15 protein-coding genes are annotated in these 16,355 nt (G+C 32.1%); 3 read left to right on the top strand and 12 right to left on the bottom strand.

All coding sequences use genetic code 11. The features are described 5' to 3' along the window. Nucleotides 1-362 precede the first annotated feature (362 nt). From M890_RS0103515 to M890_RS0103505, 3 genes are all read right to left on the bottom strand, one after another. Nucleotides 363-1,073, bottom strand: a complete 711-nt coding sequence (locus tag M890_RS0103515; protein WP_028282199.1) for a DUF3307 domain-containing protein — start codon at nt 1,071-1,073, stop codon at nt 363-365. Continuing rightward, nucleotides 1,070-1,669: a SatD family protein gene (locus M890_RS0103510; RefSeq protein WP_028282198.1), complete on the bottom strand. Its 600-nt coding sequence runs from the start codon at nt 1,667-1,669 to the stop codon at nt 1,070-1,072. Before M890_RS0103510 ends, M890_RS0103515 begins: the two co-directional genes overlap by 4 nt. Before the next feature lie 124 nt (nt 1,670-1,793). Next, on the bottom strand, nt 1,794-3,287 hold the full coding sequence (locus tag M890_RS0103505; protein WP_028282197.1) for a YfcC family protein: 1,494 nt from the start codon (nt 3,285-3,287) through the stop codon (nt 1,794-1,796). A gap of 184 nt (nt 3,288-3,471) precedes the next feature. Between M890_RS0103505 and ung the strand changes: the two genes are divergently transcribed. Continuing rightward, nucleotides 3,472-4,137 carry a uracil-DNA glycosylase gene (gene ung, locus M890_RS0103495; RefSeq protein ID WP_028282196.1) on the top strand — a complete coding sequence of 222 codons (666 nt, stop codon included), beginning with the start codon at nt 3,472-3,474 and terminating at the stop codon, nt 4,135-4,137. A gap of 148 nt (nt 4,138-4,285) precedes the next feature. Here ung and M890_RS0103490 read toward each other — a convergent pair whose 3' ends face one another. The 5 genes from M890_RS0103490 to M890_RS0103470 all read right to left on the bottom strand — a co-directional run bounded on the left by M890_RS0103490 (nt 4,286) and on the right by M890_RS0103470 (nt 8,289). Next, nucleotides 4,286-5,140 carry a substrate-binding domain-containing protein gene (locus tag M890_RS0103490; RefSeq protein WP_028282195.1) on the bottom strand — a complete coding sequence of 285 codons (855 nt, stop codon included), beginning with the start codon at nt 5,138-5,140 and terminating at the stop codon, nt 4,286-4,288. Nucleotide 5,141: 1 nt separating this feature from the next. Then, nucleotides 5,142-6,011 carry a nucleoside phosphorylase gene (locus tag M890_RS0103485; protein ID WP_028282194.1) on the bottom strand — a complete coding sequence of 290 codons (870 nt, stop codon included), beginning with the start codon at nt 6,009-6,011 and terminating at the stop codon, nt 5,142-5,144. Then, the gene (locus M890_RS0103480) at nt 6,012-6,941 is read right to left on the bottom strand and encodes a DUF1835 domain-containing protein (protein ID WP_028282193.1); all 930 of its coding nucleotides are present in this window, start codon (nt 6,939-6,941) and stop codon (nt 6,012-6,014) included. 2 nt (nt 6,942-6,943) lie between these two features. Further along, entirely contained in the window at nt 6,944-7,270 is a 327-nt protein-coding gene (locus tag M890_RS0103475; RefSeq protein ID WP_028282192.1) for a translation initiation factor, read from the bottom strand. 71 nt (nt 7,271-7,341) lie between these two features. Then, the gene (locus M890_RS0103470; protein WP_028282191.1) at nt 7,342-8,289 is read right to left on the bottom strand and encodes an isopenicillin N synthase family dioxygenase; all 948 of its coding nucleotides are present in this window, start codon (nt 8,287-8,289) and stop codon (nt 7,342-7,344) included. Nucleotides 8,290-8,444: 155 nt separating this feature from the next. On the opposite strand from M890_RS0103470, the gene M890_RS0103465 reads away from it, so the two are divergent. Beyond that, nucleotides 8,445-10,421: an alpha-ketoacid dehydrogenase subunit alpha/beta gene (locus tag M890_RS0103465; RefSeq protein WP_028282190.1), complete on the top strand. Its 1,977-nt coding sequence runs from the start codon at nt 8,445-8,447 to the stop codon at nt 10,419-10,421. Between the two features lie 63 nt (nt 10,422-10,484). Beyond that, a complete protein-coding gene (locus M890_RS15700) occupies nt 10,485-11,249 on the top strand; it encodes a hypothetical protein (protein ID WP_051437431.1) in 765 nt (254 codons plus the stop codon). A 1-nt stretch (nt 11,250) separates the two neighbouring features. Here M890_RS15700 and M890_RS0103455 read toward each other — a convergent pair whose 3' ends face one another. From M890_RS0103455 to M890_RS0103440, 4 genes are read right to left on the bottom strand one after another with little or no spacing between them, the layout of a single operon-like run. After that, on the bottom strand, nt 11,251-12,633 hold the full coding sequence (locus tag M890_RS0103455) for a TolC family protein (RefSeq protein WP_028282189.1): 1,383 nt from the start codon (nt 12,631-12,633) through the stop codon (nt 11,251-11,253). A 2-nt stretch (nt 12,634-12,635) separates the two neighbouring features. Beyond that, nucleotides 12,636-13,991, bottom strand: a complete 1,356-nt coding sequence (locus M890_RS0103450; protein ID WP_028282188.1) for an HlyD family secretion protein — start codon at nt 13,989-13,991, stop codon at nt 12,636-12,638. Nucleotide 13,992: 1 nt separating this feature from the next. After that, a complete protein-coding gene (locus M890_RS0103445; protein ID WP_028282187.1) occupies nt 13,993-15,660 on the bottom strand; it encodes a peptidase domain-containing ABC transporter in 1,668 nt (555 codons plus the stop codon). Further along, nucleotides 15,653-16,339: a TetR/AcrR family transcriptional regulator gene (locus M890_RS0103440; protein ID WP_028282186.1), complete on the bottom strand. Its 687-nt coding sequence runs from the start codon at nt 16,337-16,339 to the stop codon at nt 15,653-15,655. Before M890_RS0103440 ends, M890_RS0103445 begins: the two co-directional genes overlap by 8 nt. Nucleotides 16,340-16,355 lie beyond the last annotated feature (16 nt).

The raw sequence follows: 16,355 nt of genomic DNA, 5'->3' as shown, positions 1-16,355 counted from the left end.
AATAACAACTAAAGTATTTCATATCTCTCAAAACGGAATTTTTCAAAAGCATGATTAGTTCTTTAATCATCTTAACGAAGCTACAAGTATCTAATTTAGCTTGCAATACGTACAACTACGTATTTTTAGTTTCGGTTGTGTTGTAAATGTAAAATAAGTTTTGGTGGTATTTTTACGGTATTCCGTAATCATATTAAATGTTATAAACATTAAAAGCACAAACTAAGGGTTTGTGCTTTTTGTTAAAGTGGTTATAGCTGTTGCTATAATGTAAACTGTTTAGGTTTGGTTTAATAGTTTCGGTACTAGGTAAGTGGCTTATGGCTTTATTTCCGCGAAAGCGTTATACTATTAACTTGTGGTTAGGCTATTATAAAATTGTAGAGTAGTCCAACGCTTATGGCTATTCCAAAACTAAGTAGTGTACCTATTAAAATATATTCGGTTAATTTACGGTCTTTGGCTTTGGATAAATCGCCAAATCTAAACACGGATTTTGCTGCAATTAATAGTCCTATGGCACTCCATTGATTGATGATTATAAAGCCAAATACAAATAATCGCTCTAGTATACCAATGTATTTTCCTGCTTTTTCTAAAGAGTCGTTTGCATCGTCCTCGTCCAGGATCCATTTGCTCATGACTAAGCGCATGATTACGGATGCAATACTAGTTATAGCTATTAGGGATAGTAGTAATGCTAAGACGTTTTTAGAGTATAATGTGTTGATGTCAAAGCTATATTGCGTGTAAGTTATGGCTACTATTGCAATGACTATAAGGTGTGCAATTTGATCTAATATAAATAGTAGTCTTGGGTTTATTTTTTTGGTTAGATTAAGTTTGATGACATCTATTATGTAATGAGAGACGACTATGCTGACTATTCCTATCCAATAGTTGGTATTAAATTGTAGTAATATTAGTAATGCTAAGGCGTGTATTAGCACATGAAAATATAGGTATTTGGACTTGTGTTTTTTTATGGTTTTGTCTTTTACCCATTGGTCTGGTTGCAGGACAAAATCGCCAATTGCGTGTGCTAAAACTAGCTTAAGGACTAATAACATCATAGTTTTTGTAGTTGTTGTTGGTAGTAGTTGTTTAGTTGCATGACCTCGTCATAGCCACCTCGTTTTAGGGCTTCGCTGATATTACTTTGGGATTTACCTAATAGTGTTGCTATTTCGTTTTGGTTTTTTGTAGGATGCTCTAAAACCGTTACAATAACTTTAGCGACTGTACTGCTCCAATTATTTGCGGTTAATAAGGCTAAGTTTAGCATGATATTTAAGGGTTGGTCCCAATCTGGTTGGTTAGCGTTAATGGCTAGTGTGTGCTTTTTTAAGTTTTCAAAAGCTAATCCAGAGTTTATGTAAGCAGGACCATTGGATTCGGCAATTTTTTTAGCCTTATGGGTTTGCTTGCCTAAACCAATTGCGATTCTGACATCGTATAATTTGCTTTCTTTTATGGCTGCTTTTATATGTATTGCAGCTAATAAAGCACGTTGTGGTGTGGTAACTAATTGAAAACTGTCTCCTCTAAAAATTTCCCAATCGTGTGGCTCTTGTCCATATTGGTTTAGGATGTTTTTTAAAGTATCCAACCATTGTAAGACATTACCTTGTCTTGAATTAATGATGTCTCCTGTTAAAACTGCAATCATAGTACTATTAATTTTTATAAAGATATCTGTTTTTAAGACGATATACAAATATATCTGCTAATAATACGATAATTGGTAATATCTGATTTAAAACAGATAATTAGTAATATCTGATAGGTTACGTTTACATGTAACTAGTCACTGTCATGACAACTAAAGTAAATATAATTAGCATAATAAATAATGGCATTACAAATTTTAGCCATTTATTAAATCCAACTTTAACCACTGCTAAAGAGGCTAAAATTAAACCTGTTGGGTTGATAAAATAAAATAATCCCATACCAAATTGATACGCGTTAACCACAACCTCTCTACCAATACCAACACTATCTGCTAAAGGTGACATGATTGGCATAGTTAATACTGCCATACCAGAGCTACTTGGTATAAAAAAGGATAAACCAGCGTAAATAGCAGTTAAGGCACTAGCAAAAACACCTTTATTCATACCTTGTGTCATTCCGCTAGCATAATGTAATAAGGTATCACTAATTAAGCCATCTGCCATAATAACGGTTACACCACGTGCAATACCAATAATTAAAGCCACACCTAATAAATCTCCTGCACCTTTTACAAAGGTGTCTATAAAATCTGCTTCTTTAATATTCGCGATAATACCAATTAAAATACTACCAACTAAAAAGGTAGAAGTCATCTCCACAAACCACCACTCTAAAGCGACAACACCATAAATCATGATAATAAAGCAAAGTGCAAATACAATTAAGGATAACCTTAGACGTGTTGTAAAGGTTACTGTTTTTGAGTTGTTTTGTGTAAATAAAGCAGCAATTTGCTGTTGTTGGTCATAAATAATAGATTTTGTAGGATCTTTTTGTACACGCTTACCATATCTAATAATATAAATTAAAGCAATAGTCAGACAGGCAAACAACATAAAAAGACGAATCCATAATCCTGTGGTCCAACTAATTCCAGCCGAATCACTAGCAATAATAGTACTAAACGGATTAATTGTGGAGCACATAGTACCAATCGAGCTTCCTAAAAAAATACACGCAATACCAACCATTGCGTCATATTTTGCTGCCAAAAACACAGGAATTAGAATAGGGAAGAAGGCAATAGTCTCTTCAGCAAAACCAAACGTTGTTCCACCAGCAGCTACCAACACAGTAACAAGTATAATCAGGATAAACTCGCGACCTTTTAAAGCGTTAGCTAACCATCCAATACCAGCATCAAAAGCACCTGTACTATTAATAATACCAATTAATCCTCCAATAATTAAGACTAGAAAAATAATATCGGAAGCCTCTATAATACCTTTAACAGGTGATTTAACAAAATCAAAAAAACCTTGTGGTTTAGCTTCTAATTGTTGATAGGTATTTGGTATATTAATAGGTTTGTAAATATCTCCAGAAGTGAATTTTTCTAATGGGATTTTAATATTTAAAGTCTCCAACGTTTCCTGAGTTGCAGGTAAGGTAACAGATTCCTCCAAACTAACTCTTGTAAATTGATTAGCTGTTTTATCGTAACCTAAAGTTTGATATTTACCAGCAGGAACTAACCAAGTTAGCAATGTCACTAATCCTGCAATAATTAGTAAAATGGTTTGAGCAGAAGGAAATTTAAGTGTTTTCATGTATGATGTATTCAGCTTTTTGATAATCAAATGCTATTTTATATAAATTAAATAGTTTTCAATATTACTAAAAGTTGAGTTTTAGAGGGTTATTTAATATTTTAAATATTGGTTTAGTGTTATTAAAGATAGTATTATTTTTAGCATACCATTTAAAGCACATTGCAGCAAAAATAAACAAGATATGAACGTCACTATCCATGAAAGTTGGAAAAAATATTTACAAACCGAATTTGATAAACCTTATTTTAAAGATTTAACTCAATATGTGGACAATCAATATAAAACAGAAACTTGTTTTCCGCCAGAAAATTTAATATTTAATGCTTTTAACACCTGTACTTTAGAGGCTTTAAAAGTCGTGATTATTGGTCAAGATCCTTACCACAATTACAATCAAGCCAATGGATTATCTTTTAGTGTTAATGATGGTGTAAAACATCCTCCATCTTTAATAAACATTTTTAAAGAAATTGAAACGGATTTAAATACACCTTATCCGTCAAGCGGAAATTTAGAGCATTGGGCTAAACAAGGCGTTTTTTTACTAAATGCTACTTTAACCGTTAGAGCACATGAAGCAGGCAGTCATCAAAATAAAGGTTGGGAAACCTTTACAGATGCAGTAATTAAAACTATTAGCAATCAAAAAGAAAATGTGGTGTTTTTGCTTTGGGGAGGATTTGCAAAGAAAAAATCGAAGTTAATAGATGGTACAAAACACCATATATTAACCTCTGGACATCCTTCGCCTTTAAGTGCTAATCGTGGATATTGGTTTGGAAATAAACATTTTAGTCAGACTAATAGCTTATTAACATCAAATGGATTGGATTTAATAAACTGGTAGATTTTTAAAACTGCTTTACGTTTTATGTTAAACGTTCTCATTTTATAAAATTATCTTTTGTAGTTAAAGCGAGGAGTTGTGAGTGATTATACTAGTATATATAATACAAATAAAAATGCCTCATTTTTAGTGAGGCGTTTTTTATTGTTTATACATCGGCAACTAAATCTTCATACTTCCATTTTTCAGGAATAATGTTTAATGCAAATAATTCGTCTTGTACTTTTTGGACGGTTTTTTCAGAAATATTGTCTTGAGACCACTCGGTTAAACCAAGCCATTCCTGCACATCTTCCAATTCTTGCTCGTAACGATTAGCAATCATACGGTCAATACTTGGTATGTCTTTAAACTCTTGGGTTGTGGCATTAACAATGTTTAAAATAGCTTTAACGTCGTCTTTATTGGTTTTTAAAAACTCTTCTCTTACAGCTATAACAAAACAAGGCCAAGGTGAAGGACAATTGTCCACGCGTCTAAATGTACCATTATCTACTAATGGTTTTGTGGTAAATTTTTCCCACATAAAGTAGTCCGCTTTTCCTTGGGTTAAGCCTTCAACAGCACCATCTAAATTTTTTATAACTTCAAAATCTAAATCTTTTTCTAAATCCCAACCGTTATTTTCTGCATTAATGTAAGCCATTAAATGCGATCCAGAACCATATCTACTAATAGCAGCTTTAGTTCCTTTTAAATCTTCAATGGTATTGTATTGTGACTTTGCAGCCACATGAATTCCCCATATTAATGGTGTTTTTACAAATACTTGAACAATTTTAGATTTATTACCATCAATAATATCTTTAATAATACCTTCTGTTAGGATCACAGCCATGTCTATATCACCATCTCTTAATCCTTTGCACATAGCACCTGTACCACCAAAATAGTCTTTCCAACGTAAGTTGATACCTTCTTCTTTAAACTCGCCATTTTTTAATCCTAAATACCAAGCTAGGTTAAAATGTTCTGGGACACCACCAATATTAATCTGCTTCATCTTAACTAACTATTTTGTCTAACGTATACGTAATTAATTGATCTACTACTTTTTTAGGATCTTGACTAAATTCTCCGGTTGCACGATTGGCTATAATAGCATTCATAGATACTGCACGATGACCTAATAATTTAGATAAACCATAAATTCCTGCGGTTTCCATTTCTAGATTAGTAATAGGTTGACCGTTAAAACTAAAGCTGGCTAGTTTATCGTTTAAATCGTTATCCTGAATAGACAACCTTAACACACGACCTTGTGGTCCATAAAACCCTACATTTGTTGCTGTAAAACCTTTAGTGGTTTGGTCAGATTCTAGCTTTGCAGCTAAATCTTTATCTGCTGTGACAACATAAGGTTTTGATTTGTCCGAAGACCAATTTGTATGTGCTACTAAAGCCTCTGCAACGTCTGTCTGTTGGATGTGTTTACTATTATAAAAGTGAAGTAAACTATCAAATCCACAAGCTTTTTCGCTTATTAAAAACGTGTCAATACCTATTTCTTTTTGGATAGATCCAGAAGTACCAATACGAATAATATCTAACGACTTATGCGTTTTATTTATGGTTCTGGTTTTTAAATCAATGTTTACTAAGGCATCTAACTCATTAAACACAATATCTATATTATCTGTTCCAATGCCTGTAGATATAACTGTAATACGTTTGCCTTTATAGACTCCCGTTTGGGTATGAAACTCTCTTTTATGAGTTGTAAACTCAACCGAATCAAAGTATTTTGTTACTCCAGAAACACGATCAGGATCACCAACGGTAATAATTGTATCTGCAATATGTTCTGGTTTTAAATTAAGATGGTAAACACTACCATCAGGATTTAAAATTAATTCTGATTCTTGTATAGCCATTTATATGGTATGTATTAATTTATTTTCTTTTTTATTGTACTGATAATCCGCTTTATTTACGCCTCCAAATCTAAAATTAGTATCAATAATCTTAAAGAAACTTTTTTGATGTTCTAAAGCTAAATGTCCATTTCTGTTAAGCGTCAAAGTATCTTCAGTTTCGTCATAAAATAGGTGTAACCTATCAATCATGCGTTCTAATTGTAAATCTCCAAAACCATAATAACCTTGATAATGTAAACAGTATCCAAGTAGGTGATGGCGTGATTTAATTTTGTATTCTTTAATTAATTTTAAAGTATTAAACTCTAAAGTATTTAAACCACTTCTAGTATCTGGAAAACGACGTAAGTGTGCTTTCAAACAGTTGCTTAAATATTTAAAATTAGAAGGTCTTACAATTAATTCTTTTAATAAATTGTGGTCTTCTTCACAATAGATTCGCCAAGCTTTTTGTGCAGTAGCAATATCATCAACGTTTAGTTTGATTTTGTTTTCAAACTCTTTTAATAGTTGTTTTTCAGATAATTGCGCAAGTGCTTTTAAGTCTTTTTCGCCTTCAATACGTCCGCTACAAACTAAATATAAAGGTAGTTTTATTCCTTTTTGTTTAATTAAGCTAATAGCTGCTATTAGGTTAATGTGGCAAAAAAGGTCGTATTCAAACCATAAAATAATTTGGTTGTAGTTAGAGACATCATTTAGTTTGTTATACTCCGTTGTAATGCTATCCACGTCATATTCGACATCATAAGCATTTTCTAAAAATGTTTTTCTTATTTTAAAAAACTTAGGCGTATCAATTTCTTTAACTGTTGGACCTTCACACAACATTTCATGCCAGGTTAGCATTTCACCTTCAAATTTTAATTTTTTAAGGTAATCTGTAACGTTAGATCCATTGGTAATATGCAGACTAGTTTGACTCATTGTTAACCTCCAACACGTTTAACGTTAAAACCCTTGTCTTTAAGAATAGCCATTATTTTATCACGATAATCACCTTGTATAATAATCTTATTGTCTTTAAAACTTCCACCAACACTAAGGGTTTGTTTTAGTTCTTTAGCCAAAAGTTTAAAATCTTCAGTTGCACCAGTATAACCTTCTATAATAGTAATAGGTTTACCTTTACGTTTTTCGTATTTACAAAGTATTGGGTCATCTTGTAGCCAGATATCACTTGTTTTGTCTTGTTGTTCAACAGTTTCAGGTTTGTGATCTGGAAAAAGATTTTTTAATTGATCTTTTAAATCCATTATAGTAGTATTCCGCTTTAAGATAACAGACTTTAGTTAAACTATGTCAACTAAAGTCTGTAACTAAAAACTTATTTTTTAAGCCCAAGTTCTCTTAAACGCTCGTCTAAAAACTCTCCAGCAGTAATATCTTCAAATTGTTTTGGGTTATCCTTATCTACACAACTATCTAAAACATTTAGTTTCATTTCGCTAATTGGATGCATGAAAAAAGGAATAGAATAACGTGATGTTCCCCAAAGTTCTCTAGGTGGATTAATAACTCTATGTATTGTGGATTTTAATTTGTTGTTGGTATGTCTTGATAACATGTCTCCCACATTAATCATTAATTCGTCTGGCTCTGCAATAGCATCAATCCAATCGCCATTATGATTTTGAACTTGTAATCCACGACCTTGTGCACCCATTAATAAAGTGATTAAATTAATATCACCATGTGCAGCAGCACGTACAGCATTATCAGGCTCTTGCGTAATAGGAGGATAGTGGATAGGACGTAAAATTGAGTTTCCGTTGTGGATGTAATTATCAAAATACGTTTCTTCTAAACCTAAGTATAAAGCTAAAGCACGCAACACGTATTTAGCAGTTTCTTCTAGTTTTTGATACGCTTTTTTACCAACTTCATTAAAATGCTCTAACTCATTAACAGTAACGTTTTCAGGGTATTCCTTAGCACGTTCAGCATCATCTTCAACGTATTGTCCAAAATGCCAAAACTCTTTTAAATCACCTTCTTTTTTTCCTTTTGCACTTTCTTTTCCAAAAGATACATATCCACGTTGACCTCCAATACCTGGGATTTCGTATTTATGTTTAGTTTCTAATGGTAAAGTAAAAAAGTTTTTTATCTCTTTATATAAATCGTCAACTAAGGCTTCATCAAGAAAATGACCTTTTAAGGCTACAAACCCTATTTCTTCATAGGCTTTTCCTATCTCAGCAACAAATTTTTGTTTTCTAACAGGATCTCCAGATGTAAAATCCTTTAAATTAACGCTAGGTATGCTATTCATCTTTATTATTTTATAAGTGTAATATATACAAATGTAGCGAAAACATTGGAAAAATGATAGTCATATTTTTTTAAAAGCGCTGATTTACTTTTAAGCAATTATTCTATATTTGACAAACGCTATTTATGAAAACAGCAGTATTAGAAAAAACGATAATGACTTTTGATAAAAAAACTCTAGATAACACAACGCTTTTAAACCTTTATAAGCGTATGCTAAAACCAAGATTAATAGAAGAAAAAATGCTGATTTTACTACGTCAAGGTAAGGTAAGTAAATGGTTTTCTGGAATTGGTCAAGAAGCCATATCTGTTGGTGTTACTTCAGTTTTGGATAAGGAAGAATACATCTTGCCAATGCACAGAAATTTAGGTGTTTTTACTACTAGAGACATCCCTTTGTATAGGTTGTTTTCCCAATGGCAAGGAAAAGCTAATGGGTTTACTAAAGGTCGTGACAGAAGTTTTCATTTTGGAACACAAGAGTTTAATATTGTGGGAATGATTAGTCATTTAGGTCCTCAATTTGGTGTTGCAGATGGGATTGCATTAGCATCAAAACTTAAAAATAAAAATCAAGTCACTGCTGTATTTACAGGAGAAGGCGGAACAAGTGAAGGTGATATACACGAAGCGTTAAACGTAGCTTCTGTATGGCAATTACCAGTGTTGTTTTGTATAGAAAATAATGGATATGGTTTATCTACACCAACTACAGAGCAATATAATTGTAAAGATTTAGCAGATAGAGCAATAGGTTATGGTATGGAAAGCCATATAATTGATGGTAATAATATCCTTGAGGTTTATACTAAATTAAATGACATTGTAACAAGTATGCGAGAAAATCCGCGTCCTGTTTTAATCGAGTTTAAAACCTTTAGAATGCGAGGACACGAAGAGGCTAGTGGTACCAAATATGTGCCACAAGACTTAATGGATGAATGGGCAGCTAAAGATCCTATTGATAATTTTCAAGAGTATTTAATACAACAAGCACTTTTAGATGATACGATTATTGCAGATTTAAAAGACGAAATTATTAAAGAAATTAATGATAATTTAGATATCGCTTACGCGGAAACTCCAATCGTTCCTATTGAAAGCAATGAATTAAACGATGTATTTCAATACTTTGAATATCAAGATTTTAAAGAAAATAGTAATACTGAAGAATTACGATTAATTGATGCTATATCTGAAGGATTAAAACAATCTATGGAGCGTCACGACGATTTAGTAATTATGGGTCAGGATGTTGCCGAATATGGTGGTGTATTTAAAATAACTGATGGTTTTGTAGCGCAATTTGGAAAAGAGAGAGTACGTAATACTCCAATTTGTGAATCTGCTATTATCGAAACTGCAATGGGTTTAAGCATTGCAGGAATTAAAAGTGTTGTCGAGTTGCAATTTAGTGACTTTGTTACCTCAGGATTTAATCCTGTAGTTAATTATTTAGCTAAATCACATTATCGTTGGAACCAAAATGCAGACGTCGTATTAAGAATGCCATGTGGAGCAGGTGTTGCAGCAGGACCTTTTCATAGTCAAACCAACGAAGCTTGGTTTACTAAAACACCAGGTTTAAAGGTGGTTTATCCAGCGTTTCCCTATGATGCAAAAGGACTTTTAGCTACAGCTATTAACGACCCAAATCCTGTCTTGTTTTTTGAACATAAAGCATTATATAGAAGTATTAGACAGCAAGTTCCAACGGATTATTTTACAATTCCGTTTGGTAAAGCTGCAATCTTACAAACTGGAAACGATGTTACTGTTATAGCTTATGGTGCAGCTGTACATTGGGCTTTAAATACACTAGAAAAACATCCAAATATTAAAGCAGATGTTATTGATTTAAGGACTTTACAACCTTTAGATACAGACACTATTTATGCGTCTGTTAAAAAGACAGGTAGAGCAATTATATTACAAGAAGACTCATTATTTGGTGGAATAGCAAGTGATATATCTGCATTAATAATGGAACATTGTTTTGAGCAATTAGATGCTCCAGTCAAACGTGTAGCAAGTTTAGATACACCAATACCATTTATAAACCAATTAGAAGATCAATACCTTTCTAGAGATAAATTTGAAGGTGAATTGCTAAAATTATTAGAGTATTAATATATTTTTAGCATTTAGGTATGATTTTTGGTTTATTTTCGACTAATAATAGATTATAATACCATGAAATTTTACATTTCTTTTTTAATTCTTTTCAGTGTTTCTTTATGTGGTTATGCACAAATAGACAGTCAGAATAATGGTTTTGCCATTCCTGCAATAGAATCTGAAGACCCTAAAGATGATCCAGAATTAATCATAGAACCTGCTCCTGAAGCAGAAACTGTTAAACCTGATACTGCTGATAACAACAAAATTGTAGCACCAAAAGAAGTTAAAACAGCTGTTAAACCTAAAAAAGAATTCTCGATGATAGAAGAGGATAACAATTTTAGAAATCCAGCAGAACTATTTAACAAGCAATTAAAAAAACAACTTAAGTTTAAGGAAGATGACGAAAAATCTAATAACGGAAGTTTGGTTAATCAGTTTTTAGGAGAATATAAAACGACTGCCAAAACCGTAAATATTATTTATAGAGATCATCAATATCCAGATGGAGATGCTATACGTGTTTTTTTAAATGATGATATTATGGTACCTAGTGTAACGTTAACTTCTGGATTTAACGGGCTGCTTATTTATTTAGACGAAGGAATTAATAAAATAGATTTTCAGGCCTTAAACCAAGGAACGTCTGGTCCAAACACAGCAGAGTTTCAGGTTTTGGATGAGGCAGGTAACGTTATTGCAGCAAACCAATGGAATCTTGCAACAGGTGTTAAAGCATCAATTGTTGTTGTTAAAGAAAAGGGTAGTGTACTTAAGTTAAAATCGCAGGAAGAGGATAAATCTGAAGCTGATCCAAATCCAAAAAATGACGAATAACCTAATTAGGTACTAATCCTAAACTGTTAAACAACTTCGCTTTTGTAACATTAAACTTATTATTAAGCTTAATTGCTTTTACTTGAGATTCAATTAATTTGTTCTCTCTGCTATTTATTAAAAACACTGAGCTTTCTCCAAAGCTAAATTTACGTTCTTCAGCACTTAGCAACGTCTGATAGTCCGCAACGATTGTTTTAATAAGTTTATTTTGTGTCTTATAAGACTCTAATTCTTGTGTTATAGCTTCAATTTTATTTTTTATTTGAAGTTGTGTGTCTGCAAATGTAAATTGAGCATCTTGTAATTTTAATTTAGATAATTTTAAATCACCACGTTCCTTTCTTAAAAACAACGGAAATGCAACATTTATGGTAGCCTTGTAAGATGAAGCATTAAAACTATTGGCTTGATTTGGAGTTTCTGATAAAAAATTATATTGAGCATCGATTACAGGTAATAACTTATTAGCTTTTAATTGTCTATCCACATCTAAACCGTCTATTTTGCTACCTAAAGCTAATAATTTTGGATGGTTGTCAACGTTATAACTCTGGATGGTATTAATGCCTAGAACCACATCAATATCTTCTTCTAAAGTGGACATTGGGCTTACGGTTTGATTTATATCTACAGGCGTATTGTTTAGCCATATAAAATTAGAAGCCTCTAAACGCGTTTTTAATAATTTTACTTTGGCTTGTTCAAGTTCAAGACTTCTGTTTTTAACAACAATACCAGCTTCTAAACTATCAATACCAGCTTTATCTCCTGCTAAAACGCTAGAGCGTACACCTTCAAATCTAATGCTAGCATTTTCTAAAAAACGTTCATAAATTTTAGTTTCATTATATGCTTGTAACCAATCAAAGTAAGCAATAGAGGCATCATAAAGAATTTGATTTACTTGTAAATTACGTTCTGCTTGAGTTTGTGCTTTAAAAAACTTAGCTTTTTTAACATCAGCCATACGCTTATTCATCAATAAACCTTGTCCTAAAGAAAATCCAATTCCAGCACTAAATAATCCATCGTCAGGTACTGTGTTTTCTGGATTTAAATAATAGCCTGTATTTTCTTCAAAATTAGCTTTAAGCTCTATACCATACCAAGTAGGAACTTTAAATGTCGCATTTAAACGCTCATAATACTCTGTGTTTTTATAATCTTTTTCATTAAAATCTGCTTCAAGTTTTGGGTCAAAACCACCACGTGCTTTCATTAATGACGCTTGACCACTTTCAAGCAATAAATCGGCTTGTTTTGCAACAGGATGGTATTGTTTTACGTAGCCTAAAAATTCGGCATAACTTAGACTGTCTAATGTTTGAGACTGCAGGGCAATAGGAATAATAATTGCTATAAATAAAATAACTTTTTTCATATTTATTTTTTATCTGCTTTAGCTGTTTTGCTACCACTAGGTTGATAATAGTTAGGAGGGAAGCCATTTAATTGTCTCCACAACTCAAACCAAATAGGGACATCCTCTAATAATCCAATAGCTCTGGCACCAGAACCAACGCGAATAGCTTCAGGCCATTTGTGCTCGTTTTCAGCAGGTGCTAAAAGCACTCTAAATTTTCCGTTAGGACTAATAAAACGCTCGATTGCTACCACTTTAGCTCCATAAGTACCATACGATACGTTAGGCCAACCACTAAATATAATGGCAGGCCAACCATCAAACTGTACTCTAAAAACTTCGCCAATATGCACTAATGGTAAGTCTATTGGGTTTATAAAAGTCTCAATAGCTACGTCAAAATTAGAAGGAGAGATTCCTACCAACTGTTCGCCTTCTTTAAACGTTTCTCCTATACCAGCCTTTATAGCTTTATTAATGTAACCATCCTGAGGTGCTTTAATATAGTACATCTCATTACGTATTGAGTAATTGGTAAAAGCGTTTTCAAGTTTTGTAACCTGAGCTTCGGCATCAAAACCACTAGATTGTGCTGTAAACTTATCGCTTTGCGCTTTAGATATTTTATCTGTGTATTCTGCGCTAATACGGTTTAACTCGACTTTAGCATTGATAATTTCATTTTGAGCAGCTAAATATTTATTTTCTTGAGATATTAGCTTTGCTTGAGTTTCTTGCAATTTTAGGCGTTTTTCTTCAACATCTGTAACTGCTTTTAAGCCTTCTGATTGTAATTGCTGTGTACGCTCAAATTGTTTTTGCGCAATACTTAAATTGGTTTTTGAAGCTTCAAAATCTATACTATCACTTTTAGCCTTTAATTTAGATTGTAAAAGTTTGTTTTCTGCTTGTTCAAGTTTTAATTTTCTTTCATTGGCTAAAGCCGAAATCTGATTATTTAAAGCATTGACTTTACCAACATACGATTGTACAGAAGATGATTTGGCTTTAATTTGTTGACTTGTTCTTTCAGCTAAATTTGGATCAAAATATTCGTTTTTGATTTCAGAAATAAATAAGATTGTATCTCCTTTAGACACAAAATCCCCTTCTTTAACAAACCATTTTTCTATACGTCCAGGAATTGGAGATTGTATAGTTTGAGGACGTTGATCTGGTGTTAACGTAGTGACTAATCCTGAAGCTGTAATATTTTGAGTCCATGGTAAAAACAATATAATAATACCAATGACTCCAAATGTAATAAGTAAACGATTAAAATGTTTGTAATGCCTCCTGTGTAGCGCTTTTTGCACTGAAGTGAAGCGACTGATGTCAACGTTTTTATTGACGCTATTTGTTGAAATATTTAACATACTATTTAGTGTTAATTATTTGACCTTTATCTAAAATAATAAGCTTGTTTAATTTTGGTTTCCAAATGTTATTCTGGCTTACCACAACTAATGTCCAAGGGTGTTCAGGTTGACTTAAAAAATCTACCAGTTGTTGAGCTTCTTTAGCTTCAAACTGATCTAAAGGCTCTTTAAGCATTAATAATTTAGGATTTTTAACAATACTTCTAGCTAACATAATTTTTTTAGAAACAGTAAAGGAAACCCCTTTTCCTTCTGGATAAATCATTGTATTTAAACCATTAGGTAATTGTTTTACAAAATCTTTTAATCCTACATTTTGAATAGCCCAATCTAGTTGCTGACTTGTAATGTCTGTATCTCCAAACGTAATGTTTTGTAAAAGTGTACCTTCAAAAGGAGTTTCTTCTACTAAAGTTTGACCAATATGTTGTCTATAACTATTAATATTTAGGCTTGTTAGCGATTTATCACAAACATAAACGCTTCCACCTGTTGGACTGATTACTCCAGCTATTAATTTTAACAAACTAGATTTACCAGAACCACTATTACCTTGAATTAAGATGCGGTCTTTTGCATTAATTTTTAAAGAAACATCTTGTAAAATCGGTTTTTTTCTGTCTTTAACACTATAAGATACATTGTCAAGTTCTATATTAAAGTCATTATGTTTTACATTTAAAATTTCGCCATCCTGAGGCTCTAACTCTTTATCAACAACTTTACCTAATTTTTCAATAGAAGTTAAAACATCATAAAAGGTTTCTAGCCCTAATATTAGTTTTTCTACAGAATTAATAACTAATAAGATAATGATCTCTGCAGCAACAAATTGACCAATATTCATTTGTTGATTAAGTACTAAAGCACCACCAATCATTAATAATCCTGCAGTAACAAGCACCTTAAAGCCAATTAGTTGAATGAATTGTACAACCAATATTTTAAAATGACTCTCACGTGCTTCTAAATAATTAGTAACTAATTTATCATTTTTATTTAGCGCTAAACTTGTTTTACCAGATAATTTAAAACTAACAATTGATCTAGCAATTTCTTGTAACCAATGTGCTACTTTGTATTTATGGTTAGACTCGTCGATACTTGTTCTTAGCCCTTTTTCTGCAGTAAACTTAAATACTACGTAAATTAAGATTAAAAGTAAAGCACCATAAATTATAAAAAAGGGATGGTAAAAGGATAATAACATTAATCCAAATACAATTTGTAATACTGCAGCTGGAAAGTCTATCATTACCTTAGCAATCCCTTTTTGTACGTTTATTGTATCAAAAAAACGATTAGCTAATTCTGGCGGATAATATCCATTTAATTCGCTCATTTTCATTTTAGGAAAACGGTACGCAAACTCAAATGACGCTCTTGTAAAAATCTTTTGCTGAATGTTTTCAATAATTCTAATCTGCATTAGTTGTAATACACCAACAAAAACGACACCTAAAGTAACTAATATGACTAAAACTATCCATGACGTACTAACTTGAGCTGCTTGTAATAAATTAATAATAGCTTGTATTCCAAGTGGTAGCGATAGGTTTACTAATCCAGCAAAAATTGCATAGAAAAAAACTTGTCTAACGTCCTTTTTGTCTAGTTTTAATAGGCTAATAAAACGTTGCCAAGCGGTAAGGATTTTTTTACTCATTTGTTGGGATGTTTAGGGTTTTGAAAACTAAATCTTTAAAATAGTTAGTAGGATCGTCTGCTCTTTTAAGGTCAGATATGGTAGTAAAATGATCTTTTAAAAAATGCTGATGTAATGCACCATCAATAACAGTACTTGCCAAACTAAAGGCATACGGATAGTCATTATCTATAGACAATATCATGTCGTGTAGTCTTGTCACAAGTCTTTTGTATACTAAAAAATAACCATCTTTATTTTCGTTATCGACCTCTTTAGTTAAATAGGATTTAGAATACTCATTAATTACAATACGCTTTAAAATTACCTCATCTATATGAGAGAAATTAGAGTCTAGTGTTGCAGATTGCGCAAGTACTTCAATAGCTTTTTCAATTTTATCTTTTGGATTAGCTATACTATTTGTTGCAAAAACTAATTGATATTCTAACCAACTCCAATACCACGAGGTAAGGTAAATTAATAGTTTGTGTTTACTTTCAAAATAACGATAGATACTACTTTCGTTGGAACCAATTTTAGCACCTAACTTTTTAAAAGTAAATACATCAAATCCAATCTCGTCAATTAATTGAATACTGTTTTCAACGATACGTTTCCCTAAATCAGAGGATTCTGGGTCTTTAAGGTAAATTTTATCGTTAATATTAATCTTTAAATTTGAAAGTAAAGTATGCATAATTAATTATTTGATT

Source organism: Olleya marilimosa CAM030 (genome assembly GCF_000518485.1).
Taxonomy (GTDB): domain Bacteria; phylum Bacteroidota; class Bacteroidia; order Flavobacteriales; family Flavobacteriaceae; genus Olleya; species Olleya marilimosa.
Note: the sequence above shows the minus strand (reverse complement) of the source record. Positions and strands in the feature narration are given on the sequence as shown.

What these genes read in the sequence shown, in the direction of transcription:
- M890_RS0103505 (WP_028282197.1), bottom strand. Translation starts at nt 3,287, where the DNA reads ATGAAAACACTTAAATTTCCTTCTGCTCAAACCATTTTACTAATTATT.
- M890_RS0103475 (WP_028282192.1), bottom strand. Translation starts at nt 7,270, where the DNA reads ATGGATTTAAAAGATCAATTAAAAAATCTTTTTCCAGATCACAAACCT.
- M890_RS0103470 (WP_028282191.1), bottom strand. Translation starts at nt 8,289, where the DNA reads ATGAATAGCATACCTAGCGTTAATTTAAAGGATTTTACATCTGGAGAT.
- M890_RS0103515 (WP_028282199.1), bottom strand. Translation starts at nt 1,073, where the DNA reads ATGATGTTATTAGTCCTTAAGCTAGTTTTAGCACACGCAATTGGCGAT.
- M890_RS0103450 (WP_028282188.1), bottom strand. Translation starts at nt 13,991, where the DNA reads ATGTTAAATATTTCAACAAATAGCGTCAATAAAAACGTTGACATCAGT.
- M890_RS0103455 (WP_028282189.1), bottom strand. Translation starts at nt 12,633, where the DNA reads ATGAAAAAAGTTATTTTATTTATAGCAATTATTATTCCTATTGCCCTG.
- M890_RS0103480 (WP_028282193.1), bottom strand. Translation starts at nt 6,941, where the DNA reads ATGAGTCAAACTAGTCTGCATATTACCAATGGATCTAACGTTACAGAT.
- ung (WP_028282196.1), top strand. Translation starts at nt 3,472, where the DNA reads ATGAACGTCACTATCCATGAAAGTTGGAAAAAATATTTACAAACCGAA.
- M890_RS0103485 (WP_028282194.1), bottom strand. Translation starts at nt 6,011, where the DNA reads ATGGCTATACAAGAATCAGAATTAATTTTAAATCCTGATGGTAGTGTT.
- M890_RS15700 (WP_051437431.1), top strand. Translation starts at nt 10,485, where the DNA reads ATGAAATTTTACATTTCTTTTTTAATTCTTTTCAGTGTTTCTTTATGT.
- M890_RS0103445 (WP_028282187.1), bottom strand. Translation starts at nt 15,660, where the DNA reads ATGAGTAAAAAAATCCTTACCGCTTGGCAACGTTTTATTAGCCTATTA.
- M890_RS0103465 (WP_028282190.1), top strand. Translation starts at nt 8,445, where the DNA reads ATGACTTTTGATAAAAAAACTCTAGATAACACAACGCTTTTAAACCTT.
- M890_RS0103440 (WP_028282186.1), bottom strand. Translation starts at nt 16,339, where the DNA reads ATGCATACTTTACTTTCAAATTTAAAGATTAATATTAACGATAAAATT.
- M890_RS0103490 (WP_028282195.1), bottom strand. Translation starts at nt 5,140, where the DNA reads ATGAAGCAGATTAATATTGGTGGTGTCCCAGAACATTTTAACCTAGCT.
- M890_RS0103510 (WP_028282198.1), bottom strand. Translation starts at nt 1,669, where the DNA reads ATGATTGCAGTTTTAACAGGAGACATCATTAATTCAAGACAAGGTAAT.